At 64.2% G+C, this 23,710-nt stretch carries 28 protein-coding genes; 21 read left to right on the top strand and 7 right to left on the bottom strand.

Annotation, left to right across the window (positions count from 1 at the left end; all coding sequences use genetic code 11):
- Positions 1 to 84: 84 nt before the first annotated feature.
- On the bottom strand, positions 85 to 570 hold the full coding sequence (locus tag CSC73_RS10965; protein ID WP_163840473.1) for a DUF456 domain-containing protein: 486 nt from the start codon (positions 568 to 570) through the stop codon (positions 85 to 87).
- Between the two features lie 230 nt (positions 571 to 800).
- Between CSC73_RS10965 and CSC73_RS10960 the strand changes: the two genes are divergently transcribed.
- Complete coding sequence (locus CSC73_RS10960) at positions 801 to 1,010, top strand: cold-shock protein (RefSeq protein WP_093280354.1); 210 nt, start codon at positions 801 to 803, stop codon at positions 1,008 to 1,010.
- Positions 1,011 to 1,087: 77 nt separating this feature from the next.
- On the opposite strand, the gene CSC73_RS10955 is transcribed toward CSC73_RS10960, so the two are convergent.
- A complete protein-coding gene (locus tag CSC73_RS10955; RefSeq protein WP_163840472.1) occupies positions 1,088 to 2,194 on the bottom strand; it encodes a M35 family metalloendopeptidase in 1,107 nt (368 codons plus the stop codon).
- Positions 2,195 to 2,376: 182 nt separating this feature from the next.
- On the opposite strand from CSC73_RS10955, the gene CSC73_RS10950 reads away from it, so the two are divergent.
- Positions 2,377 to 3,024: a hypothetical protein gene (locus CSC73_RS10950; protein WP_163840471.1), complete on the top strand. Its 648-nt coding sequence runs from the start codon at positions 2,377 to 2,379 to the stop codon at positions 3,022 to 3,024.
- Between the two features lie 58 nt (positions 3,025 to 3,082).
- Here CSC73_RS10950 and CSC73_RS10945 read toward each other — a convergent pair whose 3' ends face one another.
- Both CSC73_RS10945 and CSC73_RS10940 read right to left on the bottom strand, forming a co-directional pair.
- Positions 3,083 to 3,547 (bottom strand): glycine zipper 2TM domain-containing protein, encoded by a 465-nt coding sequence (locus tag CSC73_RS10945; protein ID WP_163840470.1) that lies wholly within the window; start codon positions 3,545 to 3,547, stop codon positions 3,083 to 3,085.
- A 144-nt stretch (positions 3,548 to 3,691) separates the two neighbouring features.
- Positions 3,692 to 4,126 carry a hypothetical protein gene (locus CSC73_RS10940; RefSeq protein WP_163840469.1) on the bottom strand — a complete coding sequence of 145 codons (435 nt, stop codon included), beginning with the start codon at positions 4,124 to 4,126 and terminating at the stop codon, positions 3,692 to 3,694.
- A gap of 77 nt (positions 4,127 to 4,203) precedes the next feature.
- Between CSC73_RS10940 and CSC73_RS10935 the strand changes: the two genes are divergently transcribed.
- A complete protein-coding gene (locus CSC73_RS10935) occupies positions 4,204 to 4,995 on the top strand; it encodes a tRNA threonylcarbamoyladenosine dehydratase (protein WP_163840468.1) in 792 nt (263 codons plus the stop codon).
- Between the two features lie 94 nt (positions 4,996 to 5,089).
- Here CSC73_RS10935 and CSC73_RS10930 read toward each other — a convergent pair whose 3' ends face one another.
- Positions 5,090 to 5,860 carry a TatD family hydrolase gene (locus CSC73_RS10930; protein WP_163840467.1) on the bottom strand — a complete coding sequence of 257 codons (771 nt, stop codon included), beginning with the start codon at positions 5,858 to 5,860 and terminating at the stop codon, positions 5,090 to 5,092.
- 9 nt (positions 5,861 to 5,869) lie between these two features.
- On the bottom strand, positions 5,870 to 6,091 hold the full coding sequence (locus tag CSC73_RS10925) for a DUF6116 family protein (protein WP_093280348.1): 222 nt from the start codon (positions 6,089 to 6,091) through the stop codon (positions 5,870 to 5,872).
- A gap of 169 nt (positions 6,092 to 6,260) precedes the next feature.
- Between CSC73_RS10925 and CSC73_RS10920 the strand changes: the two genes are divergently transcribed.
- From CSC73_RS10920 to CSC73_RS10895, 6 genes are all read left to right on the top strand, one after another.
- On the top strand, positions 6,261 to 7,079 hold the full coding sequence (locus CSC73_RS10920; RefSeq protein ID WP_163840466.1) for a glycine zipper 2TM domain-containing protein: 819 nt from the start codon (positions 6,261 to 6,263) through the stop codon (positions 7,077 to 7,079).
- A gap of 136 nt (positions 7,080 to 7,215) precedes the next feature.
- Positions 7,216 to 8,379, top strand: coding sequence for an acyl-CoA dehydrogenase family protein (locus CSC73_RS10915; protein WP_163840465.1), 1,164 nt, complete (start codon positions 7,216 to 7,218; stop codon positions 8,377 to 8,379).
- 182 nt (positions 8,380 to 8,561) lie between these two features.
- Entirely contained in the window at positions 8,562 to 9,119 is a 558-nt protein-coding gene (locus tag CSC73_RS10910; protein ID WP_163840464.1) for a GNAT family N-acetyltransferase, read from the top strand.
- On the top strand, positions 9,116 to 9,757 hold the full coding sequence (locus CSC73_RS10905) for a glutathione S-transferase family protein (RefSeq protein WP_163840463.1): 642 nt from the start codon (positions 9,116 to 9,118) through the stop codon (positions 9,755 to 9,757). Before CSC73_RS10910 ends, CSC73_RS10905 begins: the two co-directional genes overlap by 4 nt.
- 91 nt (positions 9,758 to 9,848) lie before the next feature.
- Positions 9,849 to 12,110 (top strand): thiamine pyrophosphate-dependent enzyme, encoded by a 2,262-nt coding sequence (locus CSC73_RS10900; protein ID WP_163840462.1) that lies wholly within the window; start codon positions 9,849 to 9,851, stop codon positions 12,108 to 12,110.
- Between the two features lie 12 nt (positions 12,111 to 12,122).
- Positions 12,123 to 12,665: an NADPH-dependent FMN reductase gene (locus CSC73_RS10895; protein ID WP_163840461.1), complete on the top strand. Its 543-nt coding sequence runs from the start codon at positions 12,123 to 12,125 to the stop codon at positions 12,663 to 12,665.
- A 30-nt stretch (positions 12,666 to 12,695) separates the two neighbouring features.
- On the opposite strand, the gene ygfZ is transcribed toward CSC73_RS10895, so the two are convergent.
- Positions 12,696 to 13,562 carry a CAF17-like 4Fe-4S cluster assembly/insertion protein YgfZ gene (gene ygfZ, locus CSC73_RS10890; RefSeq protein ID WP_163840460.1) on the bottom strand — a complete coding sequence of 289 codons (867 nt, stop codon included), beginning with the start codon at positions 13,560 to 13,562 and terminating at the stop codon, positions 12,696 to 12,698.
- 39 nt (positions 13,563 to 13,601) lie between these two features.
- On the opposite strand from ygfZ, the gene CSC73_RS18560 reads away from it, so the two are divergent.
- From CSC73_RS18560 to CSC73_RS10830, 12 genes are all read left to right on the top strand, one after another.
- The gene (locus CSC73_RS18560; protein WP_163840459.1) at positions 13,602 to 13,772 is read left to right on the top strand and encodes a DUF1674 domain-containing protein; all 171 of its coding nucleotides are present in this window, start codon (positions 13,602 to 13,604) and stop codon (positions 13,770 to 13,772) included.
- 79 nt (positions 13,773 to 13,851) lie between these two features.
- Positions 13,852 to 14,247, top strand: a complete 396-nt coding sequence (gene sdhC / locus CSC73_RS10880) for a succinate dehydrogenase, cytochrome b556 subunit (RefSeq protein ID WP_163840458.1) — start codon at positions 13,852 to 13,854, stop codon at positions 14,245 to 14,247.
- Positions 14,244 to 14,630, top strand: coding sequence for a succinate dehydrogenase, hydrophobic membrane anchor protein (gene sdhD, locus CSC73_RS10875; protein WP_163840457.1), 387 nt, complete (start codon positions 14,244 to 14,246; stop codon positions 14,628 to 14,630). The genes sdhC and sdhD overlap by 4 nt, the downstream gene beginning before the upstream one ends.
- Position 14,631: 1 nt before the next feature.
- A complete protein-coding gene (gene sdhA / locus CSC73_RS10870; RefSeq protein ID WP_163840456.1) occupies positions 14,632 to 16,425 on the top strand; it encodes a succinate dehydrogenase flavoprotein subunit in 1,794 nt (597 codons plus the stop codon).
- Positions 16,426 to 16,540: 115 nt separating this feature from the next.
- Positions 16,541 to 17,323 (top strand): succinate dehydrogenase iron-sulfur subunit, encoded by a 783-nt coding sequence (locus tag CSC73_RS10865; protein ID WP_163840455.1) that lies wholly within the window; start codon positions 16,541 to 16,543, stop codon positions 17,321 to 17,323.
- Between the two features lie 80 nt (positions 17,324 to 17,403).
- Positions 17,404 to 17,826 carry an MAPEG family protein gene (locus CSC73_RS10860; protein WP_163840454.1) on the top strand — a complete coding sequence of 141 codons (423 nt, stop codon included), beginning with the start codon at positions 17,404 to 17,406 and terminating at the stop codon, positions 17,824 to 17,826.
- Positions 17,823 to 18,077 carry an FAD assembly factor SdhE gene (locus tag CSC73_RS10855; RefSeq protein ID WP_163840453.1) on the top strand — a complete coding sequence of 85 codons (255 nt, stop codon included), beginning with the start codon at positions 17,823 to 17,825 and terminating at the stop codon, positions 18,075 to 18,077. The genes CSC73_RS10860 and CSC73_RS10855 overlap by 4 nt, the downstream gene beginning before the upstream one ends.
- Positions 18,028 to 18,480: a hypothetical protein gene (locus CSC73_RS10850; RefSeq protein WP_163840452.1), complete on the top strand. Its 453-nt coding sequence runs from the start codon at positions 18,028 to 18,030 to the stop codon at positions 18,478 to 18,480. The genes CSC73_RS10855 and CSC73_RS10850 overlap by 50 nt, the downstream gene beginning before the upstream one ends.
- A gap of 6 nt (positions 18,481 to 18,486) precedes the next feature.
- Positions 18,487 to 19,731: a lipoprotein-releasing ABC transporter permease subunit gene (locus CSC73_RS10845; RefSeq protein ID WP_163840451.1), complete on the top strand. Its 1,245-nt coding sequence runs from the start codon at positions 18,487 to 18,489 to the stop codon at positions 19,729 to 19,731.
- Complete coding sequence (lolD, locus tag CSC73_RS10840; RefSeq protein ID WP_163840450.1) at positions 19,724 to 20,458, top strand: lipoprotein-releasing ABC transporter ATP-binding protein LolD; 735 nt, start codon at positions 19,724 to 19,726, stop codon at positions 20,456 to 20,458. Before CSC73_RS10845 ends, lolD begins: the two co-directional genes overlap by 8 nt.
- Before the next feature lie 191 nt (positions 20,459 to 20,649).
- Positions 20,650 to 23,034, top strand: coding sequence for a DNA internalization-related competence protein ComEC/Rec2 (locus CSC73_RS10835; protein ID WP_163840449.1), 2,385 nt, complete (start codon positions 20,650 to 20,652; stop codon positions 23,032 to 23,034).
- Positions 23,035 to 23,036: 2 nt separating this feature from the next.
- Positions 23,037 to 23,702 (top strand): MotA/TolQ/ExbB proton channel family protein, encoded by a 666-nt coding sequence (locus CSC73_RS10830; protein ID WP_093280329.1) that lies wholly within the window; start codon positions 23,037 to 23,039, stop codon positions 23,700 to 23,702.
- Positions 23,703 to 23,710 lie beyond the last annotated feature (8 nt).

The raw sequence follows: 23,710 nt of genomic DNA, 5'->3' as shown, positions 1-23,710 counted from the left end.
GGGGAAGCCACTTCTCCATCAGTTTCTCTCGTAGCAGCCGCTGCCGCCACCCATGGGCATGCCGCGTGCACGGGTTCTGCCCGCTCAAACGAACCAGGCGAATGCGAACAGGCCCAGCATCGCGAACGCCAGACCCAGCTTCAGCACTGTACCCAGCAGGATGCCCAGCCAGGTCCCCAGGCCGACTTTGGCGGCCTGGCCGATTTCCCGTCCGTGCCACAGTTCGCCCAGCAACGCACCCACGAAGGGGCCGACGAACAGGCCAATGGGGCCGAAAAAGAGGCCGGCGAATGTGCCCAGCACTGCACCAAGCAACGCTTTCCTGCTGGCGCCCACGCGTTTGGCGCCAACCATGGTGGCGAAAAAATCCACGCCTATGGATAGCAGCGTCAACAGCCCCAGTATCACCAGAGTGACCCAGCCGATCTGCTGGAAGCCGCCCGCCCAGGCCGCCAGCAGCATGCCCGCGAACACCAGCGGCAGGCCGGGCAGGGCCGGCAGGATGACCCCGGCGATGCCCACCAAAACCAGGATCACCGCCAACGCGTAGTACAACGACTGTAACTCCAAGAATTTCCCCTAATTAAATCAGTAACTTATATTGATTGTGATAACAGTCAGAATTATTGCATTTTCAGAAATAGCGGGTTACTGTTCAGCCGCTGCGCTTGCCAAGGTCACCGTGCATTGTGGCCTGATGCGGTCGAACCATGTTCCGCTACAACGTTACACGCTTCCTCCTTGCAACCAGCCGCCGGAGCAACGGCGTATCCACCAACCGTTCCAGGGAGTTAGCAGAAATGGCAGATCGCGAAAACGGTACCGTCAAATGGTTCAACGACGCCAAGGGCTTCGGCTTCATCAGCCGCGAAAATGGCGAGGATGTGTTCGTGCACTTCCGCGCCATCCAGAGCCAGGGCTTCAAGAGCCTCAAGGAAGGACAGAAGGTCAGCTTCACCGTCGTCCAGGGGCAGAAAGGCCTGCAAGCCGATGCAGTCGAAGCGCTCTGAGCGCACGAGCCGCGTCTTCGACATAGAAGCGAAACAAAAAAAGCCCGGCATTGCGCCGGGCTTTTTTCTTGGTCGGATCAGTTCTGCTGTGGCGTGTTTTCCGCGAAGTATTCGTGGCTGTCCGCATTCTGGATAGCGCTGGCCGGATCGCTCAATGCCAGGCTCTTGGCGCCGCTCTGACCGTAAACGATATCGTCCGTGCCGGCCACGGCATTGAAGTGGCTGGTTTCATGGATCAGGGTGCCGGCCTTGGAATCGGTGCCGGTCAACGGCGCGTTCCAGAAAGCGCGGCAGACGAAGATTTCGTAGGGGCGGGTTGGGTACACGTAGGCGTAATAGCTCTGGTTGCATCCGCAGTTGATCTTGATCTGGCCCGCATTCTGGTCGAGCGCGGTATCGATGGCGGTGAAATTGCCGCGGACCGTACTGTAGCGGCTGCTGGTGTAGGCACCGAACCAGGTGCCATATCGCGGGCCGGTGGCGCCGGATGCCAGATAGTTCTTGGCGTTCTCGGAATAGTTGCGCGCGGCGATGATCGCGTTGCCCGCGGTGCTGATCTGCGTGGTTGAGCAGCCCACATAGCTCACCCCGTTCACCACGGTGCCGCCGCTGCCAGGTTTGCCCTTGGCTGCCTTTTCCGCCCCCAGCACGTCGCTGCCATCCACCCACAGCTTCAGCGGCTGGCTGCGCATCACCATCGGTGTGCCGCGTTCGCTGCGCAGCATGCTGCCGTCGGAAAGCGACGCGTATTGCAAAGGCGATGCCAGAGTGACTTCGTAGTTTCCGCTCTTGGAAAGATCGTAGGAGGACGAAAGATCCACCACGGTGCGCAGGCTTTGCTGCGGGCGCAGGATCGCGAAATCTTCGGCCTTCGGCAGGCCGCGCTTGACCTGGGCGCCTTCGTAAGCGACGGGCTTTCCGTCCTGGGTAATGCGGAAGAGGCTGGTTTCCGGGAAATCGGACGGTAGCTGCCACTTGGGCACGCGGACCACCTTGTTGCTGGTGTTGGTGATCACGATTTCCACAGCGCCAAGCAGGTCGCCGGCTTGAGCGTTCACGGCCGCAATGCGGACCTGCAATGGATTGAACGGAGCATTTCGTGGAGCGGCTACGGCTACAGCGATTGCGATCGCGGTGGCGAGCACCGTGCTGGTGGCGAGCGTACGACCAAGTGCCTTGTTCATCTGTCAGTCCTTTTATGTAATGGGAATAACACCGTCCGTGCTGCGGACAAAGGAAGATACTGCGAAAAATGATCGTTGTAGTGATGCCGTGCAACACGGATCGCCCGGGATATGATCTGCCGGACAAGCCCGGTCCAGTGGAGGGAATTCATATGATTTCGCGCAAGCATCGGAAAACCCGGATGGTCCTGGTCTTGCTGGCGTTGGCTCTGACCGGTTGCGCGGCGCGTGAAGCAGGTTCCGCGACGGAGAATACAGATCGGTCCGGCGAACCTGCCGCTCCGGAAACGCAGCGTATCCGCGGAGAAGCCTTGGTCGGCAAGGATGGTTATGGATTCACGCCGTGCGGCAGTGGCCAACAGCGCATTCTCACGCTTTCTTCGCAGTCCCGGATTTTCCTGGACCGCTTTCTGGAATCGGGAGGCAAGCTGGAATTCTTTCTGGATGCCTGGGTCAGAGAGAAAGAAGGCAAGCTGGAAGTCGTTGCGATCGAACGTGCGTACACCGAAGGTCCGCGTTGCGATTCCGCGCCGGAAGCGGCGCAATTCGTCGCCAGCGGAACCGAGCCGTTCTGGTCCCTGCGACTCTCGCCGACCGGCTGGCTGCTCGAGCGTCCAGACAGCGCGCCGTTGCAGGCGGTGGCTGCGGCGGAAAAGACCGGCAGCGGCTACGCGTGGGCGTCCGCCTCCCCCAAGGCGCGAGTGGAATTGACGCCGGGTTACTGCGCGGACGGCATGGCCGATGCCGCGTCGGCGTGGCAGGCCAGGATCGAGTTGGGCGATGTGCGGCTTACCGGTTGCGCGCATCGCGGCGAACTGCCGCTGCCATGACGGAGAAGGCCCGCATGGCGGGCCTTCTTCGACAACGATGCAGGTTTGGAATCCCGGGTTAGCGGATCACCACGCGGCCATTGACTACGCGCACGTAGGTGTTTTCACGAACGCCGCCCAGATCGCGCTGGTTGATGACGACCGTGCGGCCGTCGTCCATGCGCACGTGCACATCGTAGGTGTCGCCGGTGGCGCGGTTCTGGATGGCGTTGCCGGCGACGGCGCCGCCGACGGCGCCCGCCACGGTGGCGATGTTCTGGTTGCCCTTGCTGCCGCCGGTCTTGTCGGAGATTTCATGGCCGGCGATCGCGCCGACGATGCCGCCGAGCACGGCGCCGGTCTTGGACGGTGCGGTGCGGCCCGAAGGCACCGTGTCGATACGGGTGACGATGCCGCAGTCGTAGCAGCGCGCCTGCGAGGAAACCGGAGCGGGGCTGCCGTAACCATAGTTGGGGGAAGTAGTGGCGCAGCCGGCCAGCGTCGCGGCGGCCAGCGCACCCATGGCGAGCAATCGAATCTTCATGCGGTTCTCCTTAAGGCATCCAAAGGTTTCGGGACACGGCGCCGGTCCCGGCGCCTGTGGAAGCCATCGTGTTGCGCGGCGCATGAACCGCACGTCAATCCGGTCCCGTAGGCCAGCGGGCCGCGAATTCCCGCCAGCCTTCGTTCAGCCGCGGAAATCCTGATGGCAGGCCTTGCAGTCCTCGCCGATCTTCTGGGTGACGATGCCTTGCGCCGCACAATCGGCAGGCGGTGCAGCGATGGCCGCATTCAACGTGGCGCGCAGCCGGCTGGCATGGCCGACGAAGCGCTGGTCCTGGGCTTCGTCGGGGAACGCCAGTTCCAGGTCGTTGCTGATCGCGCGCAGCGACTGCAGCCGCGGGAGGGTATCGGTTACTGCGCAGCGGCTCTGTTCGCCGTTCTGCTTCAGCAGGCTGGCCTGCTTGTCCATTACGTGCATGACGCTATCCGGAAACGGATCCTGCCGGGCCTGGATCGCGCGCAAAGCCATCACCGTCAGCACCGCTCCCATCACCAGGCCGATCAGGAACAGGAAGAAGTAACGCGATGCGTTGGAGGCTTTTGCGGGTTGGCTGGCCATGCGGCGGGCTCCTTGAGTGATGATGCCCGGAATAGTACGACGCGCGTCACGCATTCCGCCACGTCTACAATAGTGAGATGAAGAACGAATTGCGCGAACGCTTCGCCGGCATCGATCGGCTGTACGGCCAGGGCACGGTGGAAAAATACGCCGGCAGCCGCGTGGCCGTGGTCGGCATGGGAGGTGTGGGTTCCTGGGTGGTGGAGGCGCTGGCCCGCAGCGGCGTGGGTCATCTCACACTGATCGATGCCGACGATATCTGCGTGTCCAACACCAACCGGCAGTTGCCCGCGCTGGAGGGCCAGTACGGACGCAACAAATCCGAAGCCATGGCCGAGCGCTGCCGGGCGATCAATCCGCTGATCGAAGTGGAAGTGGTGCCATCGTTCCTGACCGCCTCCAATCTGGAAGAACTCCTGGACCGCAATTTCGACCTGGTGCTGGATGCCTGCGACAGCTTCCGCACCAAGGTCGAAATGATCGCCTGGTGCCGCCGCCGCAAGTTGCCCATCGTTGTTTCGGGCTCCGCCGGCGGACGGACCGACCCCACCCAGATACGCCTGCGCGATCTGTCCCGTACCGAACACGACGCATTGCTGGCGCTTATCCGCAAGAAACTGCGCAGCGAATTCAATTTTCCGAAGAACCCCGATCGATACTTCGGCGTGCAGGCCGTTTATTCGCTGGAAAACGTGAAGTACCCGCAGGCCGACGGCAGCGTCTGCGGCGTGCGTCCGCAACTCGGTCCCGATGCGGCGCTCAAGCTGGATTGCGGCGCTGGCCTGGGCGCCGCCACGCACATCACCGGCGCGTTCGCGTTCGCCATGGTCGCCAAGGCGTTGGAGCTGCTGAAAAAACCGGGGCCGTAGGAGCGACGTGAGTCGCGATGGATGGTTACCGAGGCTCTATCGCGACTCACGTCGCTCCTACGGCTCCTGCCGCTCCCGCGGTATCCATGATGTCTTACGGCGCGCTGGGCAGATTGAAGAGGCGGCGGGCATTTGCTGCGGTAGCCGCGGCGATTGTTGCGGCATCCTCGCCGCGCAGTTGCGCAATGGTTTCGCAGACGAAGGAAAGCCGCGCCGGTTCATTGCGCTGTCCGCGGATTTCCGCATCGGGTTGGTCCGGCGCATCGGTCTCCAGCAGCAGATGCTCCAGCGGCATTTCCGCCACCAGTCCGCGCAGGCGATTAGCGCGCGCATAGGTTGCCGGGCCGCCGATGCCGACCATGAAACCCAGCTGCCATAGCTGCCTCGCCTGCTCCGGGCTGCCGGAGAAGCTGTGCACAACGCCTCGCAACTTGCCGATGCGTTTGAACGATGCGATGACCGCATCCACCGCGCGCCGCGCATGCACGATCACGGGCAAGTCGAATTCGCGGGCCAGCGCCAGTTGCCCGTCGAAATACAATTGCTGTCCGCTCGCATCCAGGTTCTCGACGAAGAAATCCAACCCGCATTCGCCCACCGCGACCGGCCGCTCGCGTGCGATCCAGTCCCCCAGTTGCTGCAAGTGTTCGGGCCTGTGCGAATCCAGGAACATCGGATGGAGGCCGTAGGCAGGAAACAATCCGGGATGCATTCGGCAGATATCGCGCAGCTGCGGCCAATGCTCGGCATCGACCGCCGGAATCACCTGTTGCATCACGCCGGCGGCGCGGGCGCGATGGATTACCGCTTCACGGTCGGCATCGAACTCCGGCGCGTCCAGGTGGCAATGGCTGTCTACCAGCATGCTTGACGCCTATCTTTGCGCGCCGTCCGAATCTATGACCGTGGGATTTTTCCGGTTTTTCCAGTTGGCCAGCAACAGGGTGCCCAGGCCCAGCAGGATCTCGTCGACCAACGGTATCGGATCGGGGATGAACAGCGTGATCGCGAACAGCGCAGCGGTAATCTTGAACAGGGTCGGGTAACGCAGTTTTCTGGCCCAGTTCAGCAGGGGCAACAAGAGGGGAGTGGCCATTTGCCTGATTCGCAAGTGATGTGACGGAGGACACGCTACCACGAGCCATGGTCCGCGCGCCGGTTCATATTGCGGGCGGTTTGGAGGGGGCGAAACCGGTTGTTGTTCAGCTATGTCGTGCTGCAATTGACTTATCGATAACGCGGGAGCCGCCCGCACGGAGGTTGGCATGAAGAGCAATACCACCACGATCCTGATCGCCACGGGCGCTCTGCTTTTCGGAGGCATCGCCACGGCGGCTTACATGAACAATCGGGAAAAGCCCGACGAGTTCGTCAACGCCACTACCGGCGAGCCGGTGGCCGCCGCCGATACCGCATTGGACCAGGCGCCGCTCGATAACCAGATCGAGCCCAACACCTTGCAATATGCGGAAGTGGTGAAAGTCGACCCGATCACCAACAAGAACAAGATCTACGCCACCGTGATCGGCAGCGAACCGGTGCGGGAAACCACCACCACCAATACCCCGCGCGAAGTATGCGAAGACGTGGTGGTGCAGGAACGCCTGCCCGAACGCGACGGCAACGCCGGCGGCACGGTCGCGGGCGCGGTGATCGGCGGCCTGCTGGGCAACCAGGTGGGCGGCGGCAACGGCAAGAAGGCCGCGACCGCGGCGGGCGCTGTCGTTGGCGGCGTAATCGGCAACAAGGTAGACAGGAACCATGTGGGTGGCCGGGTAGTCAGCCGGACCGAGCGCCAGTGCCATACCGAAAACACCAGCTCCGAGTCCTCGCGCGTGACCGGCTACAACGTGACCTACCGCAATGCCGACGGCACTACCGGCACCATGCGCATGGGCAGCAAGCCCGGCACCCGCATCGCCATGGGCGATACCGACAAGGTGGTGGGCTACGACGTGACCTACCGCTTCGATGGCCAGGAAAAGACCATCCGCATGGATGAGAAGCCGGGCGACCGCCTGCCGGTCATCGATGGCCAGGTCGTTATCCAGACCGCATCCGTGGCGGACGACGGCAAGGGTTGAGCCGCTGCTTCGTCGTATCAACCAGGAAGGCCGGCGATTTCGCCGGCTTTTCCGTTTCTGGTCGGCAAACTTAGGGGTTACGGCGCCGCAGGGGGGCCGAATACAATGGCGGACTGTCCCGAACCGGCTTCCGCGAATGGCTCTGAACCCCTACGACCTGTTTGACATCCGTTCCCTGCTCAGCGAAGAGGAGCGCGCGGTGCAGGACACCGTGGCCCGGTTCACCGACGAGCGCGTGCGCCCGATCATCGGCGATGCCTTCGACCAGGGCTGGTTTCCCAAGGAATTGGTGTCAGAGATCGCCGACCTGGGCCTGTTGGGCTCGTCCCTGCCGGAACAGTACGGCGGCGGCGGTCTGAATGCGGTCAGCTACGGGTTGATCTGCCAGGAGCTGGAGCGGGGCGATTCGGGCATACGCAGCTTCGTCAGCGTGCAGTCCTCGCTGTGCATGTACCCCATCTACGCCTACGGCAGCGAAGAACAGCGCATGCGCTGGCTGCCGGACATGGCCGCGGGCAAGGTCATCGGTTGCTTCGGCCTGACCGAACCGCAGGGCGGCTCGGATCCCGGCGCCATGAAGACCAATGCCAAGCGCGACGGCAGCGACTGGATCCTCAACGGTTCCAAGATGTGGATCACCAACGGCAATTTGGCCGATATCGCCATCGTCTGGGCGCAGACCGAGGACGGCATCCAGGGCTTCGTGGTGGAGAAGGATTTCGCCGGTTTCAAGGCCCAGGAAATCCACAAGAAGATGAGCCTGCGCGCTTCGGTCACCTCGGCGCTGTTCTTCGACAACGTGCGCGTACCCGAAGCCAACCGCCTGCCCAACGTGAAGGGCCTCAAGGGTCCGCTGGGCTGCCTGACCCAGGCCCGCTACGGCATCACCTGGGGGCCGATAGGCGCGGCCATCGCCTGCCTGGACGAAGTGCTGGGCTATACCAAGGAACGCATCCTGTTCGAGCGCCCGGTGGCGGCCACCCAGAGCGCGCAGATCAAGATGGCCGAGATGGCCCGCCGCATCACCCTGGCGCAATTGCTGTCGCTGCAACTGGGCCGGTTGAAGGACGCCGGCAACATGCAGCCGGCGCAAGTGTCGCTGGCCAAGTGGAACAATTGCCGCATGGCCATCGACATCGCCCGCGAATGCCGCGACCTGCTGGGCGGCGCCGGCATCACCACCGAACATGCCGCGATCCGTCATGCCTTGAACCTGGAATCGGTGATCACCTATGAAGGCACGGAGACGGTGCATCAGTTGGTGATCGGGCGGGAGCTGACGGGCATCAACGCGTTCTGATTTTTTATTTTCCTTCTCCCGCTGGGAGAAGGTGCCCGTAGGGCGGATGAAGGAATGGACTGTCAGCTCTACAGATCCGTCGCTGGCGAGTCATTCCCACTCCCTCATCCGTCGCTTCGCGCCACCTTCTCAGCCTTGCACACCCTGCGGGCGCCGATGGGAGAAGGGAACAGCGAGAGTTCATGAGCATCTTTGACCTTCAGCTCGAAACCGAACGGCTAATTCTTCGCCCACCGCAGGCGCAGGACTTCGAGCCATGGGCGGCCTTCATCGCCGACGAGGAATCCGCGCGGCACATCGGCGGCGTGCAACCACGGCCGATCGCATGGCGCGCATTCGCGGCGGTGGTCGGCGGGTGGCATCTGCAGGGTTTCGGGTTCTTCTCGGTGATCGAGAAAGCGACTGGCCAATGGGTCGGTCGCCTGGGCCCCTGGCAGCCGGAAGGCTGGCCCGGTACCGAGGTGGGCTGGAGCATCGCCCGCGAACACTGGGGCAAGGGTTTCGCGCCGGAAGGCGCGCGCGCCGCCACCGATTGGGCATTCGACAACCTGGACTGGGACGAGGTGATCCACACCATCGCCGAGGACAACGCCAATTCGAAGACGGTGGCCGCGAAACTGGGGTCGAGCTTTCTGCGCATGGGCTGGTTGCCCGCGCCGCACGACGCCAAGCCGGTCGAGATCTGGGGACAATCGCGCGAAGAGTGGATGGCCAATCGCAAGAAGGAGAGCAGGGCATGATCACCGTTTACGGCTATTCGGTTTCCGGCAATTGCCACAAGTTGCGCCTGTTGCTGGAACAAATCGGACACGAGTACCGGTGGGTGGAGATCGACAGCTCCCAGGGCGGGACGCGCACGCCGGAATACCTGGCCAAGAACGCCAACGGCAAGGTGCCGATGCTGGAGCTGGAAGACGGCCGCATCCTGGTCGAATCGAATGCCATCCTCTGTTATCTGGCCGAAGGTACCCCGTACCTGCCTTCCGACGCATGGCTGCGCGCGCAGGCGTTGAGCTGGATGTTCTTCGAACAGTACAGCCATGAGCCCTACATCGCCGTGGCGCGCTTCATTCGCGGCTGGACGCCACTCGATTCGCCGCGTCGCGCCGACCTGCCGCGCTTGCGGGAGCGTGGCGTGCAGGCATTGGAAGTGATGGAGAAACACCTTGATTCCGCGCCCTGGTTCACGGGTGCCGAGTACGGTATCGCCGACATCGCACTGTTTGCCTATACCGATGTCGCGCACCATGGCGGCTTCGATCTGGCTCCTTTCCCGGCGCTGCGCGACTGGCTTGCACGCGTGCGTAGCCAGCCCGGATTCGTGGCGATGCCGGAACCGCGGGCAGAGAACGCCGCATTGTTGGCCCACATCGATTGAGCGTAGATCGGGGCTACGCCCCCGACGCCCGGTTTTCCGGGGACGCCGCAAATTGCAGTCGGGCGCGTAGGCCCGGCCTACGGAAATACCAATGACCGCCACACCCATTCCCGCTCGCATGAAGGGCCTCAACCGCGCCGAAATCTGCGATCAGAACTTCACCGAGTTCGTGAACGATTGGAGCGGGCAGGCGCAAGCCCGGCCCGCGTCGCACGAAGCGATCCTCGACGGCAGCGCGTTGGATGCCGGCGCCTTCGCCGAACTGCTGGAATCGCAGCTGGTATCGCGCCATCTGGACCTGATGGCGCGTGTGCTGCGAGTGCAGAACAAGGTCTTCTACACCATCGGCAGTTCCGGCCACGAAGGCAATGCGATGGTCGCGCGTCTGACCCGGCATACCGATCCAGCATTCCTGCATTACCGTTCCGGCGCGTTCATGGCCGAGCGTTTCCGCAAGCTGCCCGGCATGGATCCGATCATGGATTCGGCGCTGTCCTTCGCGGCCAGTTCCGAAGATCCGGCCTCGGGCGGCCGTCACAAAGTATGGGGCTCAAAGCCACTGTGGGTGTTGCCGCAGACTTCCACCATCGCCTCGCACCTGCCCAAGGCGCTGGGTACGGCGGTGGCCATCGAACAGGCCAAGCGCATCGGTCATGCTTCGCCGATTCCCGACGACAGCATCGCTATCTGTTCCTTCGGCGACGCCTCCAGCAATCATGCCGCTGCGCAGACCGCGTTCAACGCCGCGGCGTGGACGTCTTACCAGAAGCTGCCCGCGCCGGTGCTGTTCGTGTGCGAGGACAACGGCATCGGCATATCGGTGAAGACGCCGGGCGGCTGGATCGAACGCAATTTCTCCAAGCGCGACGACCTGGACTATTTCTACGCCGATGGCCTGGACCTGGCCGAAGGCTACGGCCAGGTGCAGGCGGCGGTGGAACATTGCCGCCGCACCCGTCGCCCCACCTTCCTGCATCTGCGCACCACCCGGATCATGGGCCACGCCGGCACCGACTTCGAAATCGAATGGCGCCCCATCGAAGAGCTGGTCGCGGTGGAGGCGGGCGATCCGCTACTGCGCTCGGCGGCCATCGCGCTGGAATCCGGTCTGTATACCAAACAGCAGCTGCTGGCCCTGTACGAAGACATCCGCAAGCGCTGTTTCGCTGCCGCCGACGCGGCCGACAGGACGCCCAAGCTCACCCGCCTGGAAGACGTGGTTGCGCCGCTGGCGCCGTACACGCCGGACAAAGTCATGGCCGAGGCCAAGCGTGCGGACTACGCGGAAAAGCGCCTGCAGGTTTTCGGAAACGCACAGAAGCTGCCCGAAGCGCAACCGCCGCGGCATCTGGCGCTTCTGATCAACAACGCGCTGCACGATCTGTTCTGCAAGTATCCCGAAGCGCTGCTGTTCGGCGAAGACGTGGCGCAGAAGGGCGGCGTCTACACCGTCACCAAGGGCTTGCACAAGGCTTTCAAGAACAGCCGCGTGTTCAATACGCTGCTGGACGAAACCATGATTCTGGGCCTTGCCCAGGGCTACGCCAACCTGGGCATGCTGCCGGTGCCGGAGATCCAGTACCTGGCGTATTTCCACAACGCCTGCGACCAGATCCGCGGCGAGGCGGCGTCGCTGCAGTTCTTCTCCAACAACCAGTACCGCAATCCGATGGTGGTGCGCATGGCCGGGTTGGGTTACCAGCGCGGTTTCGGCGGCCATTTCCACAACGACAATTCCATTGCCGCCTTGCGCGACATTCCGGGGCTGGTGGTCGGTTGTCCTTCGCGCGGCGACGATGCCGCGACCATGCTGCGCACCCTGGCCGCGTTGGCGAAGGTGGACGGACGCGTAAGCATCTTCCTGGAACCGATCGCGCTGTACATGACCAAGGATCTGTACGAAGCCGGCGACGGTCAATGGCTCACGGCTTATCCGGCGCCGGACGAAGCGATGGTGCTGGGGGAAGGCCGCGTCTATCAGGAAGACGCCGATGATCTGGTGATCTTCACCTACGGCAACGGCGTGCCGATGAGCCTGCGCGCGGCGCGGGAAATCGGCAAGAAGCACGGCTGGAAGGTACGCGTGGTCGATCTGCGCTGGCTGGTGCCGCTCAACGAGGGTTTCATCGCCGAACAGGCCAGGACCGCCAAACGCATCCTGATCGTCGACGAAGGCCGTCACTCGGCCGGCGTGGGCGAGGGGGTGATCACCGCCATCGCCGAGGCCGGTTTTGCCGGTCGCCCGTTCCAGCGCGTGGTGGGCGTGGATACCTACACGCCATTGGCGGGCGCCGCTTTGTTGGTGTTGCCGGGCGACGAGGATATCGTGGCAGCCGCAGATCGGCTCGCCTGAGCGAGGATATCCATGACAGCACCCAACATCGCGATCATCATCGGCAGCTTGCGCTCGGCGTCGTTCAATCGCCAACTCGCCGGCGCCGTCGAACGGCTGGCGGCGGACCGGTTCGCGTTCCGCATCCTGCGGATAGACGATCTGCCGCTTTACAACCAGGACCACGATGCCGACTTTCCGGCGGCCGGCCTGCGCTTCAAAGCGGAAATCGAGCAGGCAGATGCGTTGTTGTTCGTCACGCCCGAATACAACAGGTCGATGCCGGGCGTGCTGAAGAACGCGATCGATGTCGCCAGCCGGCCCGCAGGCAGCAAGACTTTTGTCGGCAAACGCGCGGCGATCATCGGCACCTCGCCCGGCGCGCACGGCACGGTGTCCTCGCAGCAGCATCTGCGCAATGTGCTGGCGGCGGTCGACGTGGCCGTGCTGCCGCAGCCCGAGATCGCCATCCAGTTCAAGGAAGGTCTGTTGGATGAGGCCGGGGATATCGTCGACGAGCGCGTGCGCAAACGTCTGCTGTCGTTCCTGGATCGCTTCGAAGCGTGGCTGCGATAGGGCACGCTGTCGGCGTGGGCGCGCGGACGGCTACCGCGCCAATCCGTCCAGCAAGGTGATTTCCCGCAATTGGGCCCCGTCCGCACTCAGCGATCCGGGCTCGCGCTCCAGCGGCAACACGGCCAGCGCCAATGAGGGAGAAGCGGGCAGCACGGATACGATCTGGCCTAAAGGCTTGCTGCCGTCGCTGACGGCGTCGCCGGTTGCCGGCGTAGCATCGGTTTCGAATAGTGCCAACCCGCGTTTGGCCTTGCCCAGGAAATGCGTGCGCGCCACGATTTCCTGGCCCGGATAGCAGCCTTTTTTCACGCTGAAGGCATGCAGACGTTCCAGCGACAGTTGTTGCGGCGTCCATTGCTCGCGTTGCGTCGTAGGCAAGCGCGGAAACCCGGCGCGCAGATCCTGCGCGAACCAACGCGCCTGCAGGTCGGATTCGAGGGCCGGGGCGGCAGTCGGCGACAGGCGCACGGTGCGAGGCTGTTGGTCGCTGCCGTAATCGAGCTCGAGCTCCTCGCCGACAATACCAATCCGCGCACTTTCGGCCGAATCCGGCTTTTGGAAGGCGCCGCTGACCCGCAAGTCGTCCGCCACGGCGATCTTCAACTTTCGTCTGAATACGAAGCGTTGCAACTGCGTAGCGAACTCGCCGGCGTCGGTGTCGGACAGCAACAGCAGGACCCGGTCCTGGGCCGGCTTGAGCAGCGCAAACACCGCAATAACGCGGCCCTTGGGGGTCAGCCAGGCGTTCCACTGCCAGTTTCCGGAGGGCAGCGCGGCTACGTCGTTGGCGAACTGGGCCTGCGCGAAGGCAGCAGCATCCGGCCCGTCGAGCGCGACCACGGCATGGTCGGGCAGGGCGAAGAAAGGCGCGGCGGAGACGGGCAGGTTGTCAGGCAAGGGGGGGAGGATTAAAATTTTGTGCGTTGCGAGAACAACATGATAGGCCAAACCCCTTCCACTCCCGATCCCGTACCCGGAACACAGCAGCCCGAAAGGGGCCCTGTGGAACAGGAAGCGGCAACACCGAAGGAAATCGGTGGTCGCGACGGTCCCGAACCGACGCGTTACGGGGATTGGGAGAAAAACGGACGTTGCATCGATTTCTGATCCACCGGTCATCGAATAACGCCTGCCCAGCCAACGCGGTCCTACGGAGACCGCCCAGCCGAGACAACGAGCCCAGCGAATGGCGACCCGACAACGTCCGCTTTCACCGCACCTGCAGGTGTACCGCTGGCAGATCCAGATGGCGACTTCCATCGTCCATCGGGCTACCGGAATCATCCTCGCCGTTGGCGCGCTGCTCATCGCCGCCGCCCTGCTGGCCCTGGCCAGCGGCCCCGAAGCCTGGGACTGCGTACGCCGGCTGGCCGGCTCGTGGTTCGGATTGGCCGTCCTGTTCGGCTGGACCTGGTCTTTCGCCTATCACCTGCTCAACGGCATCCGCCATCTAGTGCAGGACGCGGGTTTTGGCTTCAGCATTCCGGCCTTCGTGCGCAACGGCTGGCTGTCGGTGATCGGCAGCCTGGTGTTGACCGTCATCGTCTGGGGCGCGGCCGCGTCGAAGGCGGGCTGGCTATGAACCATCGTTACCGCACCCCGTTGAAGGACGTGCGCGGCCTGGGTTCGGCGAAGGAGGGCACGCACCATTTCATCGTGCAACGCCTGACCGCCATCGCGCTGATCTTCCTGGCCTGCTGGTTCCTGTACTTCGCGATAGGGCTGATGCATGCAGACTACCTGACCGCTGCCGACGCGGTGGCCAAGCCGTGGAATGCGACGTTGCTGGTGGCCTTCCTGGCGGCGATGTTCTGGCATGCCCAACTCGGTATGCAGGTGGTCATCGAAGACTACGTGCACAGCCATGGTCTGGCACTGGCCGCGCAGATCGCGGTGCGCTTCATCTGCATCCTTGGCGCGCTGGCCAGCGTTTTCGCCGTGGTCCGCATAGCATTGGGAAGCTGACATGACTTCGGCCTACAAAATCACCGAACACAAATACGACATGGTCGTGGTCGGCGCCGGCGGCGCTGGTTTGCGCGCCACCTTCGGCCTGGCGGCCAAAGGGCTGCAGACCGTCTGCCTGACCAAGGTGTTCCCGACCCGTTCGCACACCGTGGCCGCGCAAGGCGGCATTTCCGCCGCGCTGGGCAACATGGGCGAGGACGACTGGCGCTACCACTTCTACGACACCATCAAGGGTTCGGACTGGCTGGGCGACCAGGACGCGATCGAATACATGTGCCGCGAGGCCATCCCCGCGATCGTCGAGCTGGAACACTACGGAGTTCCCTTCAGCCGTACCGAGGAAGGCAAGATCTACCAGCGCCCGTTCGGCGGCATGACCACCCGCTACGGCGAAGGTCCGCCGGCCCAGCGCACCTGCGCGGCGGCCGACCGCACCGGCCACGCCATGCTGCACACGCTGTACCAGCAGTCGCTGAAGCACGATGCGCGCTTCATGATCGAGTACTTCGCGCTGGACCTGATCTTCGACGAAGAAGGCGCCTGCAAGGGCGTGCTGGCGCTGGACATGGCCGAAGGCACGCTGCACCTGTTCCGCGCCCAGGGTGTGGTGTTGGCGACCGGCGGCTATGGCCGTGCGTACTTCAGCGCGACTTCCGCCCATACCTGCACCGGCGACGGCGGCGGACTGGCGCTGCGCGCGGGCCTGCCGATGCAGGACATGGAATTCGTGCAGTTCCATCCCACCGGCATCTACGGAGCAGGCTGCCTGATCACCGAGGGCGTGCGCGGCGAAGGCGGCATCCTGCGCAACAGCAACGGCGAACGCTTCATGGAGCGCTACGCACCGCACTACAAGGACCTGGCCTCGCGCGACGTGGTGTCGCGCTCGATGACCATCGAAATCCGCGAAGGCAGGGGCGTGGGCGAGCACAAGGACCATATCCTGCTCGACCTGACCCATCTGGGCCCGGAAGTGATCCACGAGAAACTGCCGGGCATCGCCGAGAGCGCGCGCATCTTCGCCGGCGTCGACGTGGCTACCCAGCCGATTCCGGTGCTGCCGACCGTGCACTACAACATGGGCGGCATCCCGACCAACTACCACGGCGAAGTGGTGCGCAAGGTCGGCGACAACCCCGATTCCGTGGTGCCGGGCCTGTACGCCATCGGCGAGGCGGCCTGCGTGTCGGTGCATGGCGCCAACCGCCTGGGTTCCAACTCGCTGCTGGACCTGGTGGTGTTCGGCCGCGCGGTGGCCAACCGCTGCGCCGAGACCATCAAGACCGGCGGTCCGCACAGCAAGCTGGCCGGCGACGCCTGCGACAAGGCGCTGTCGCACCTGGACAAGCTGCGCAACGCCAATGGCGGTACGCCCACTTCGGTGATCCGCGACAACATGCAGCGCACCATGCAGAACGACGCGGCGGTGTTCCGCACCTCCAAGACGCTGAAGGAAGGCTGCGACAAGATGGCCGGGATCTTCGCCTCGTTCGAAGACGTGAAGGTGTCGGACCGTTCGCTGGTCTGGAACTCGGATCTGCTGGAAACCTACGAGCTGCACAACCTGCTGCTGAACGCGGTGGCCACCATCAATTCCGCCGAACAGCGCCACGAAAGCCGCGGCGCGCACGCGCACGAAGACTTCCCCGACCGCGACGATGTCAACTGGCAGAAGCACACCCTGGTCAATGTGGACGAGAAGGGCAAGTGCAGTTTCGATTTCCGCCCGGTGCACATGTACACGTTGAGCAAGGACGTGGACGTGGTGCCGCCGAAGCCGCGCGTTTACTGATGAAGCCGTGAATAGGGAGTCGGGAATCGGGAATCGTGAAAGCGCAGTTCCGCCGCTTTTCGCCTTCCGCTTCCCCCATTCCCGATTCCCCAATCCCCATTCCCGGATCTAAGCAATGGCCGAATTCACACTCCCGAAGAACTCCAAGGTCCAGAAGGGCAAGCACTTCCCGGCCAAGGGCGCAAAGCAGCCGCGCACCTTCAAGGTGTACCGCTGGAACCCGGACGACGATGCGAACCCGCGAACCGACACCTACGAGGTGGATCTGGCCGCGTGCGGGCCGATGGTGTTGGACGCGCTGATCAAGATCAAGAACGAGATCGACCCCACGCTGACCTTCCGCCGTTCCTGCCGCGAGGGCATCTGCGGTTCCTGCGCGATGAACATCGACGGCACCAACACGCTGGCGTGCACCAAGGCCATCGAGGACTGCGGCAAGGCCGAAGTGCCGATCTATCCGCTGCCGCATATGGAGGTGGTCAAGGACCTGGTTCCTGACCTGACCCATTTCTACGCGCAATACGCTTCGATCAAGCCGTGGATCCGCACCCAGACCGCGGCGCCGCCGGATCGCGAGCGCCTGCAGTCGCCGGAAGACCGCAAGCAGCTCGATGGTCTGTACGAATGCATTCTGTGCGCGTGCTGCTCCACCTCCTGCCCCAGCTACTGGTGGAACGGCGAGCGCTACCTGGGTCCGGCGATCCTGCTGCAGGCCTACCGCTGGATCGTCGATTCGCGTGACGAAGATACCGGCGCGCGCCTGGACGACCTGGAAGATCCTTTCCGCCTGTACCGCTGCCACACCATCATGAACTGCGCGCGGACCTGCCCGAAGGGATTGAACCCGGCGCTGGCCATCGCCGAGATCAAGAAGCTGATGTTGGCGCGGCGGGCTTGATGCTTTTCGTTCGTCGGTGCCGCGATTAACGCGGCATCCGATAGCCGAATGGCGGGTCTTGAGCAATCCGGGAGTCGCTTATGAACGGAAAAGAGCTTTTCTTCCCCGTGCTGGCCATGGTTGCATTGACCATGATCGTCTGGGTGCGCCTCTACGCCGTGCGCATCCCCGAGATGCGGCGCCTGCGCATCCATCCCCAGGCGGTGGCCACCTCCGCGCAGAAGTCCGCGCGCCTGGTCGATACCCGTGCCGCCGACAATTTCAGCAACCTGTTCGAAGTGCCGGTATTGTTCTATCTGGCGCTGATCGTGGCCTACCTGACCCAACAAGCGACACCGCTCGTGCTCGGGCTTGCCTGGGGCTTCGTGGCCGGCCGCGTGCTGCATAGTCTGATCCAGTGCAGCTACAACAAGGTCATGCATCGCTTCACTGTGTATGTGCTTTCCACTTGCGTGGTGTGGGTGCTGTGGGCGGTGCTTGCGGTGGGTCTGTTGCGCGGATGAGCGAGGCGGACGAGGTTGAACTGAAGCGCCTGCGCTGGCGCTGCCGGCGCGGCATGCGCGAACTGGACCAGCTGTTCGGGCGCTACCTGGACCGCGAATGGGCGCGCGCTTCCGATGCCGAGCGGGGAGTTTTCCTACGGTTGCTCGATTGTGAAGACGATAAGCTCTGGCGATGGTTCATGGGTTACGAGCAATGTCACGATGACGCACTCGCATCGCTTATCCAGCGCATCCGCCAGCTGCCGCCTTGAATGGCGTCCTTCGCGCTGGCTGATCGGCGCGCTGCTCGCCTTGGGCCTGCTCGCGGCATTGGCGGTATTGACCTGTGGCATGCCGCGCTCGGCGGCTTGGCCGTTGGCGGTGTCTGCGCTGGCTTACGCATGCTGGCGGGCGCGGCGCGAATCAAGATTGCCGAGCCATGCGTTGTTTCTGCCGGGCAACGAGTCGCCGGCGACGTTGGATGGCCTGCCCATCGAGCAGGCGCGGGTGCAGTGGCGCGGCCCCCTGGCATTCCTGCTATGGCAGGACCGGCTGGGCAGGCCGCAGCGCCTGTCCTGGTGGCCGGATACGCTTCCCCCGGCACGCCGACGTGAACTGCGTCTGGCCGCCGGCAGCCTGAATGCTTCGCGGCACCACCGCCAAGTGGCACCATAGCGGTCTATGTTCAAACCCATCCCTGTCGCCATCGGCCTGCGCTACCTGCGCGCCAAACGCCGCAATGGCTTTATCTCCTTCATCTCGCTGGCCTCGATCCTCGGCATCGCCCTGGGCGTGACCGTGCTGATCACCACGCTGTCGGTGATGAGCGGCTTCCAGCGCGAGATCCGCGACCGCATGCTGCAGATGACCGCCCACGCCACGGTCAGCGCCGCCGGCGATGCGATGCAGGACTGGCCGCATGCGGTGGCGGTGGCCAAGCAGGATCCGCGTGTGGAAGGCGCGGCGCCCTACGTGGATATCCAGGCGCTGATCGAAGGCGTGCGCAATCAGCCGGCGATGATCCGCGGCGTTATTCCCGCTGAAGAAAAGAAAGTGTCGGTGCTGGCCGAGAAAATGAAGCGCGGCAGCGTGGATTCGCTCACGCCCGGCTCGTTCAACATCGTGCTGGGCCAGGAGCTTGCAGTGTGGCTGGGCGTCGGCACAGGCGACAGCGTGGTGGTGATGCTGGCCGATGCGCAGTCCACGCCTATGGGCGCGGTGGCGAAGATGAAGCGTTTCAAGGTCAGCGGTGTGTTCGAGGCCGGCTACAACGAAATCGACAAGGGTCTGGCTGTGGTCAACATGTCCGACCTGCAGCGTGTGCTGAAGATGGACGATGGTGTCACCGGCGTGCGGCTGAAGCTTTACGACATGGACCAGTCCTGGAACGTGGCGCGCGACCTGGCCGAGAACCTGCGCGGTCCGTACCGCATCAGCGACTGGACCAGCGAAAACGCCAACTTGTACAGCTCGCTGAAGATGGAGAAGACGGTGATGGGCATTCTGCTGTCGCTGATCATCGCCATGGGCGCATTCAACCTGGTTTCCTCGCAGGTGATGCTGGTCACCGACAAGCAGGCCGATATCGCCATCCTGCGCACGCTGGGCCTGACTCCGCGCGGAGTGATGCAGGTGTTCATGGTGCAGGGCTCATTGATCGGCATCATCGGCACCGTGCTGGGCGTGGTGGGCGGCGTATTGCTGACCATCAATCTGGAATCGATCCTGGGCCTGATCGAGTCCACCTTCAACGTCACTCTGCTGCCGGCCGATGTCTACTACATCACCGGTTTGCCCTACGACCTGCAAGGCGGCGATGTGGCCGTGATCGCGATGATCGCCCTGGCCATGAGTTTCCTGGCCACCCTGTATCCGGCCTGGCGCGCGGCGCGTACCGACCCGGCGGAGGCGCTGCGTTATGAGTAAGTCCTGGGCATTGGAAAGCGGGAGCAAAAGCGCCGCCGGCGAGGTCATGCGCGCCGAGAAGCTGGCCAAGACCTACGCCGAGGGAAAGATGAGGACGCCGGTATTCGACGGCTTGGACCTGTCGGTGCAGGCGGGCGAAACCGTGGCCATCGTCGGCGCGTCGGGCGCGGGCAAGAGCACGCTGCTGCATTTGCTGGGCGGCCTGGATACGCCGACCGCGGGCGAAGTTTACGTGGCGGGGCAGAAGATGTCGGCGCTTTCCAATGCCGCGCGCGGACAACTGCGCAACGGCGCGCTCGGTTTCGTCTACCAGTTCCACCATCTGTTGCCCGAATTCACGGCGCTGGAGAACGTGATGATGCCGGTGATGCTGGGCGGCGCCGATGCCAGCGCCGCCGCGCAGCGCGCCAGGGAATTGCTGCAGCAAGTGGGACTGGGCCACCGCGTCGAACACAAGCCGGGCGAACTTTCCGGCGGCGAGCGCCAACGCGCCGCTGTCGCCCGCGCCCTGGTCAACCAGCCCGCCTGCGTGCTCGGCGACGAGCCTACCGGCAATCTGGACGAGAAGACCGCCGCGACCGTGTTCGAGCTGATGCTGGAACTCAACCGCGCGCAGAAAACCAGCCTGGTGCTGGTGACCCACGACCGACGCCTGGCGCGCAAGCTGGACCGCGTGCTGGAATTGCATGAGGGGCGTCTGCGGGAATTGCCGGCCTCCGACGTCTGAGGCTGTCGCTTTGTAGAGCCGAGCTTGCTCGGCTGCTCTGGGCGTGGAATCAAAAGCAGCCGGGCAAGCTCGGCTCTACAAAGATCGAGGGTCGGCTCTTTCCTACCTGAGCCGAGGGCATGCGCTGATGACGTTGGCTGGCCGAAGCGGTCATCTTCGATCATCCAGACCGATCTGCAACGGATCCCTTCATGTCCACGGGCAACGGAATTGCCTCTGTCTTAAGCGTCGCCAGCGCCATCGCATTGCTTGTGGGCGCCGGTGCCTGCCTGCTGTCGCCGATTCTGCTTCCTTGGCCGATTCTGGCCACCTTCATCGCCACGGGAACGGTGTGGTGGTGGCGCGTACCGCGCTGGCGCTGGCTAGGTCCCTGTCTGGTCGGATTCGGCTGGGCAGGCTTGCAGGCGGCGCTGGTGCTTTCCGCACAGCTTCCGCCATCGTGGGAAAAACGCGATCTGGTCATCGAAGGCCGTATTGACGACCTTCCTCATGCCGAATTGCGGCGCACACGCTTCCGGTTCCGGGTCGATGACGGGAACGCCCAACCGGAACCTTTGCGCGGGAAATTGCTGCAGTTGTCCTGGTACGACGATTTCGATGCGAAGGAGCCCGGGCCGCGAATGCGCCTGCGTGCCGGCGCGCGCTGGAAAATGGTGGTGCAAGTGCGTGCGCCGCGAGGGCTGAGCAATCCGGGCGGGTTCGACAGCGAACGCCATGCGCTTTCCCAACGCATCGCTGCCACGGGATATGTACGCGAAGCCGGATTGGCACGCCAACGGTCGAAGCCGGAAGGAATCGACGCCTGGCGTGAGGATATGTCCGCGCGCATAGGGACAGTCGTGCCTTCCGCTTCCTCGCGCTATGTCCGCGCGCTGGCGTTGGGCGATACGCGCGGCCTGGAGGATCGCGATTGGGAAATCCTGCGCGCCGCCGGAGTGACCCACCTGATCGCGATTTCCGGCTTCCATGTCGGCCTGGTGGCCGGGTTCTTCGCCTTGATCGGCGCGGGGTTGTGGCGATGGGTCCCCGGCTGGGCGCGACGCATACCGCGCCCGCAGGTCGCGGGGCTTGCGGGGCTACTAGGGGCAGTGGGCTACGCCACGCTCGCCGGGTTCGCGTTGCCTACTACGCGCACGGTCCTGATGATCGCGGTGGTGGTGTTGGCCCGGCTTTGGCGGCGTCCGGTAAGAGTGGCCGACTCGCTGGCGCTGGCGATGATCGCGATCCTGCTTTTCGATCCATTGTCGATGCTGGCCGCGGGCTTCTGGCTCAGTTTCGCGGGCGTGGCCTGGTTGGCGTGGTGCCTGCCGCAATCGCAGCACTGGGCGAAAGGATTTCTGTCCGCACAGGGAGCGGCCACGCTGGGGCTGCTGCCGCTGACGGTGGCGTTATTCGGCCAGGCCTCGGCTGTGGGACCTTTAATCAATCTGGTTGCGATTCCCTGGTGGAGTCTGATCGTTGTTCCCCTGTCGCTGATCGGCACTGCGCTGGAGGCCATGCATGCAGGCGCGGGCGGCTGGGCTTGGCGTGCGGCGGCCTGGTGCTTCGATCTGACCTGGCCGCTGTTCACGGCGCTCGCGGAAAGCCGCTTTGCTCTGTGGTGGCTGCCCGAAGCGGCCTGGTACGCCTTGCCGTTGGCCTTGTTGGGCGCGTTCTGGCTGCTGTTGCCGCGCGGCGTGCCGGGCAAGTGGCTGGGCGTACTGCTGTGGTTGCCGCTGCTGTGGCCTGACCTGGAATCGCCGGCGCAAGGCGAAGTGGAACTGCTGGTGATCGATGTTGGCCAGGGCCTGTCGGTGCTGGTCCGCACCGCGGACCACGCGCTGCTGTACGACACGGGTCCGGCGGTACGCGATGGTTTCGACGCCGGCGAGCGTGCGGTCGTGCCGGCATTGCGCGCGCTGGGCGTCGCGCGGCTGGACCGGGTCGTCCTCAGTCATGGGGACAACGATCATGCGGGTGGTTTCGCCTCGGTGAGCGCCTTGCTTCCAATAGGCGACTCGCTGACTCCGGAAGGCTCGCCGGTGCCCGCCAACTCGCCGTGCGTGGCGGAACAGTCGTGGCGATGGGAAGGCGTGGATTTCCGCTTCCTGCATCCGACCCGGCACTTTCCCTATCTCGGCAACGAAGCCAGTTGCGTGCTGCGGATAGAAACCCGGCACGGCGCAGTGTTGCTAACCGGCGACATAGGCGATGTGATCGAACGCGAACTGGTGCGCCGCGACCCGGCCAGCCTCCGCGCCGAGGTGGTGCTGGCAGCGCACCATGGCAGCGGCGGTTCTTCCGATCCGGGCTTCGTTGCGGCCACGGGCGCGCGTCTGGTATTGGTGTCGGCAGGCTTCGCCAACCGTTTCGGCCATCCCAGGCGGGAGGTCGTGGACCGCTGGCAAAGCCACGGCGCCGAAGTGCTGAACACCGCCGACAGCGGCGCGATCCGGCTTTGGCTGGGCGGGCAGGGGCTTCAGCTGCGTGAAAGGCGCAGCGACCAGGCCCGGCTTTGGGATGCGGTGAGGCTGCGGCGGGCGGCTACGCTATCCTATCGGCCTGCGAACGAACGGCCCCGAGTGCCGGAGGACTGAAAGTGCTGGAATTGGTCAAGGCCGGCGGCTGGCCCATGATTCCCTTGTTGCTGCTGGCGGTGTTGGCGCTGGCGATAGTGATCGAGCGGTTCTGGACCCTGCGGCGCAAGGAAGTGCTGCCCCCCAATCTGGGCGAGGAAGTACGCAGCTGGGCCGCGCGCGGCCAGCTGGATCCGGCCCACATCGAATCCCTGCGCCACAACTCGCCGCTGGGCGCCTTGCTGGCCGCGGCGCTGGACATGCGCAACCGCCCGCGCGACCAGATCCGCGAACGCATCGAAGATACCGGCAGGCATCTGGTGCACCGGATGGAGAAGTTCCTGAATACCCTGGGCACCATCGCCGCCGCAGGTCCGTTGCTGGGTCTGCTGGGCACCGTGGTCGGCATGATCCAGATGTTCCTGGGCATCCTGGACCATGGCGTGGGCGATGTGAACCAGCTGGCCGGCGGCATCGGCAAGGCGCTGGTGTGCACGGCCACCGGCATGATCGTGGCGATCCCGGCATTGATGTTCCACCGCTACTTCCGCGGCCGCGTGGCCGGTTATGTGATCGACATGGAACAGCAGGCCACCGCCTTGCTGGACGCACTGGACGCCAGGGCGGTGGTCGCCGCGCGTACCCGGGCGGCTTCGGCCGATTCCGCCGCCGCGACGGCACTGGGCTGAGCCAGCCG

The sequence above is a fragment of the Pseudoxanthomonas sacheonensis genome (assembly GCF_010093305.1).
GTDB classification, from domain to species: Bacteria; Pseudomonadota; Gammaproteobacteria; order Xanthomonadales; family Xanthomonadaceae; genus Pseudoxanthomonas_A; species Pseudoxanthomonas_A sacheonensis.
Note: the sequence above shows the minus strand (reverse complement) of the source record. Positions and strands in the feature narration are given on the sequence as shown.

Excerpts from the sequence above, each read along its gene's own strand:
- CSC73_RS10960 (WP_093280354.1), top strand. The coding sequence starts at position 801 with ATGGCAGATCGCGAAAACGGTACCGTCAAATGGTTCAACGACGCCAAG.
- CSC73_RS10955 (WP_163840472.1), bottom strand. The coding sequence starts at position 2,194 with ATGAACAAGGCACTTGGTCGTACGCTCGCCACCAGCACGGTGCTCGCC.
- CSC73_RS10950 (WP_163840471.1), top strand. The coding sequence starts at position 2,377 with ATGGTCCTGGTCTTGCTGGCGTTGGCTCTGACCGGTTGCGCGGCGCGT.
- CSC73_RS10945 (WP_163840470.1), bottom strand. The coding sequence starts at position 3,547 with ATGAAGATTCGATTGCTCGCCATGGGTGCGCTGGCCGCCGCGACGCTG.
- CSC73_RS10940 (WP_163840469.1), bottom strand. The coding sequence starts at position 4,126 with ATGGCCAGCCAACCCGCAAAAGCCTCCAACGCATCGCGTTACTTCTTC.
- CSC73_RS10935 (WP_163840468.1), top strand. The coding sequence starts at position 4,204 with ATGAAGAACGAATTGCGCGAACGCTTCGCCGGCATCGATCGGCTGTAC.
- CSC73_RS10930 (WP_163840467.1), bottom strand. The coding sequence starts at position 5,860 with ATGCTGGTAGACAGCCATTGCCACCTGGACGCGCCGGAGTTCGATGCC.
- CSC73_RS10925 (WP_093280348.1), bottom strand. The coding sequence starts at position 6,091 with ATGGCCACTCCCCTCTTGTTGCCCCTGCTGAACTGGGCCAGAAAACTG.
- CSC73_RS10920 (WP_163840466.1), top strand. The coding sequence starts at position 6,261 with ATGAAGAGCAATACCACCACGATCCTGATCGCCACGGGCGCTCTGCTT.
- CSC73_RS10915 (WP_163840465.1), top strand. The coding sequence starts at position 7,216 with ATGGCTCTGAACCCCTACGACCTGTTTGACATCCGTTCCCTGCTCAGC.
- CSC73_RS10910 (WP_163840464.1), top strand. The coding sequence starts at position 8,562 with ATGAGCATCTTTGACCTTCAGCTCGAAACCGAACGGCTAATTCTTCGC.
- CSC73_RS10905 (WP_163840463.1), top strand. The coding sequence starts at position 9,116 with ATGATCACCGTTTACGGCTATTCGGTTTCCGGCAATTGCCACAAGTTG.
- CSC73_RS10900 (WP_163840462.1), top strand. The coding sequence starts at position 9,849 with ATGACCGCCACACCCATTCCCGCTCGCATGAAGGGCCTCAACCGCGCC.
- CSC73_RS10895 (WP_163840461.1), top strand. The coding sequence starts at position 12,123 with ATGACAGCACCCAACATCGCGATCATCATCGGCAGCTTGCGCTCGGCG.
- CSC73_RS18560 (WP_163840459.1), top strand. The coding sequence starts at position 13,602 with ATGATAGGCCAAACCCCTTCCACTCCCGATCCCGTACCCGGAACACAG.
- sdhC (WP_163840458.1), top strand. The coding sequence starts at position 13,852 with ATGGCGACCCGACAACGTCCGCTTTCACCGCACCTGCAGGTGTACCGC.
- sdhD (WP_163840457.1), top strand. The coding sequence starts at position 14,244 with ATGAACCATCGTTACCGCACCCCGTTGAAGGACGTGCGCGGCCTGGGT.
- sdhA (WP_163840456.1), top strand. The coding sequence starts at position 14,632 with ATGACTTCGGCCTACAAAATCACCGAACACAAATACGACATGGTCGTG.
- CSC73_RS10865 (WP_163840455.1), top strand. The coding sequence starts at position 16,541 with ATGGCCGAATTCACACTCCCGAAGAACTCCAAGGTCCAGAAGGGCAAG.
- CSC73_RS10860 (WP_163840454.1), top strand. The coding sequence starts at position 17,404 with ATGAACGGAAAAGAGCTTTTCTTCCCCGTGCTGGCCATGGTTGCATTG.
- CSC73_RS10855 (WP_163840453.1), top strand. The coding sequence starts at position 17,823 with ATGAGCGAGGCGGACGAGGTTGAACTGAAGCGCCTGCGCTGGCGCTGC.
- CSC73_RS10850 (WP_163840452.1), top strand. The coding sequence starts at position 18,028 with ATGACGCACTCGCATCGCTTATCCAGCGCATCCGCCAGCTGCCGCCTT.
- CSC73_RS10845 (WP_163840451.1), top strand. The coding sequence starts at position 18,487 with ATGTTCAAACCCATCCCTGTCGCCATCGGCCTGCGCTACCTGCGCGCC.
- lolD (WP_163840450.1), top strand. The coding sequence starts at position 19,724 with ATGAGTAAGTCCTGGGCATTGGAAAGCGGGAGCAAAAGCGCCGCCGGC.
- CSC73_RS10835 (WP_163840449.1), top strand. The coding sequence starts at position 20,650 with ATGTCCACGGGCAACGGAATTGCCTCTGTCTTAAGCGTCGCCAGCGCC.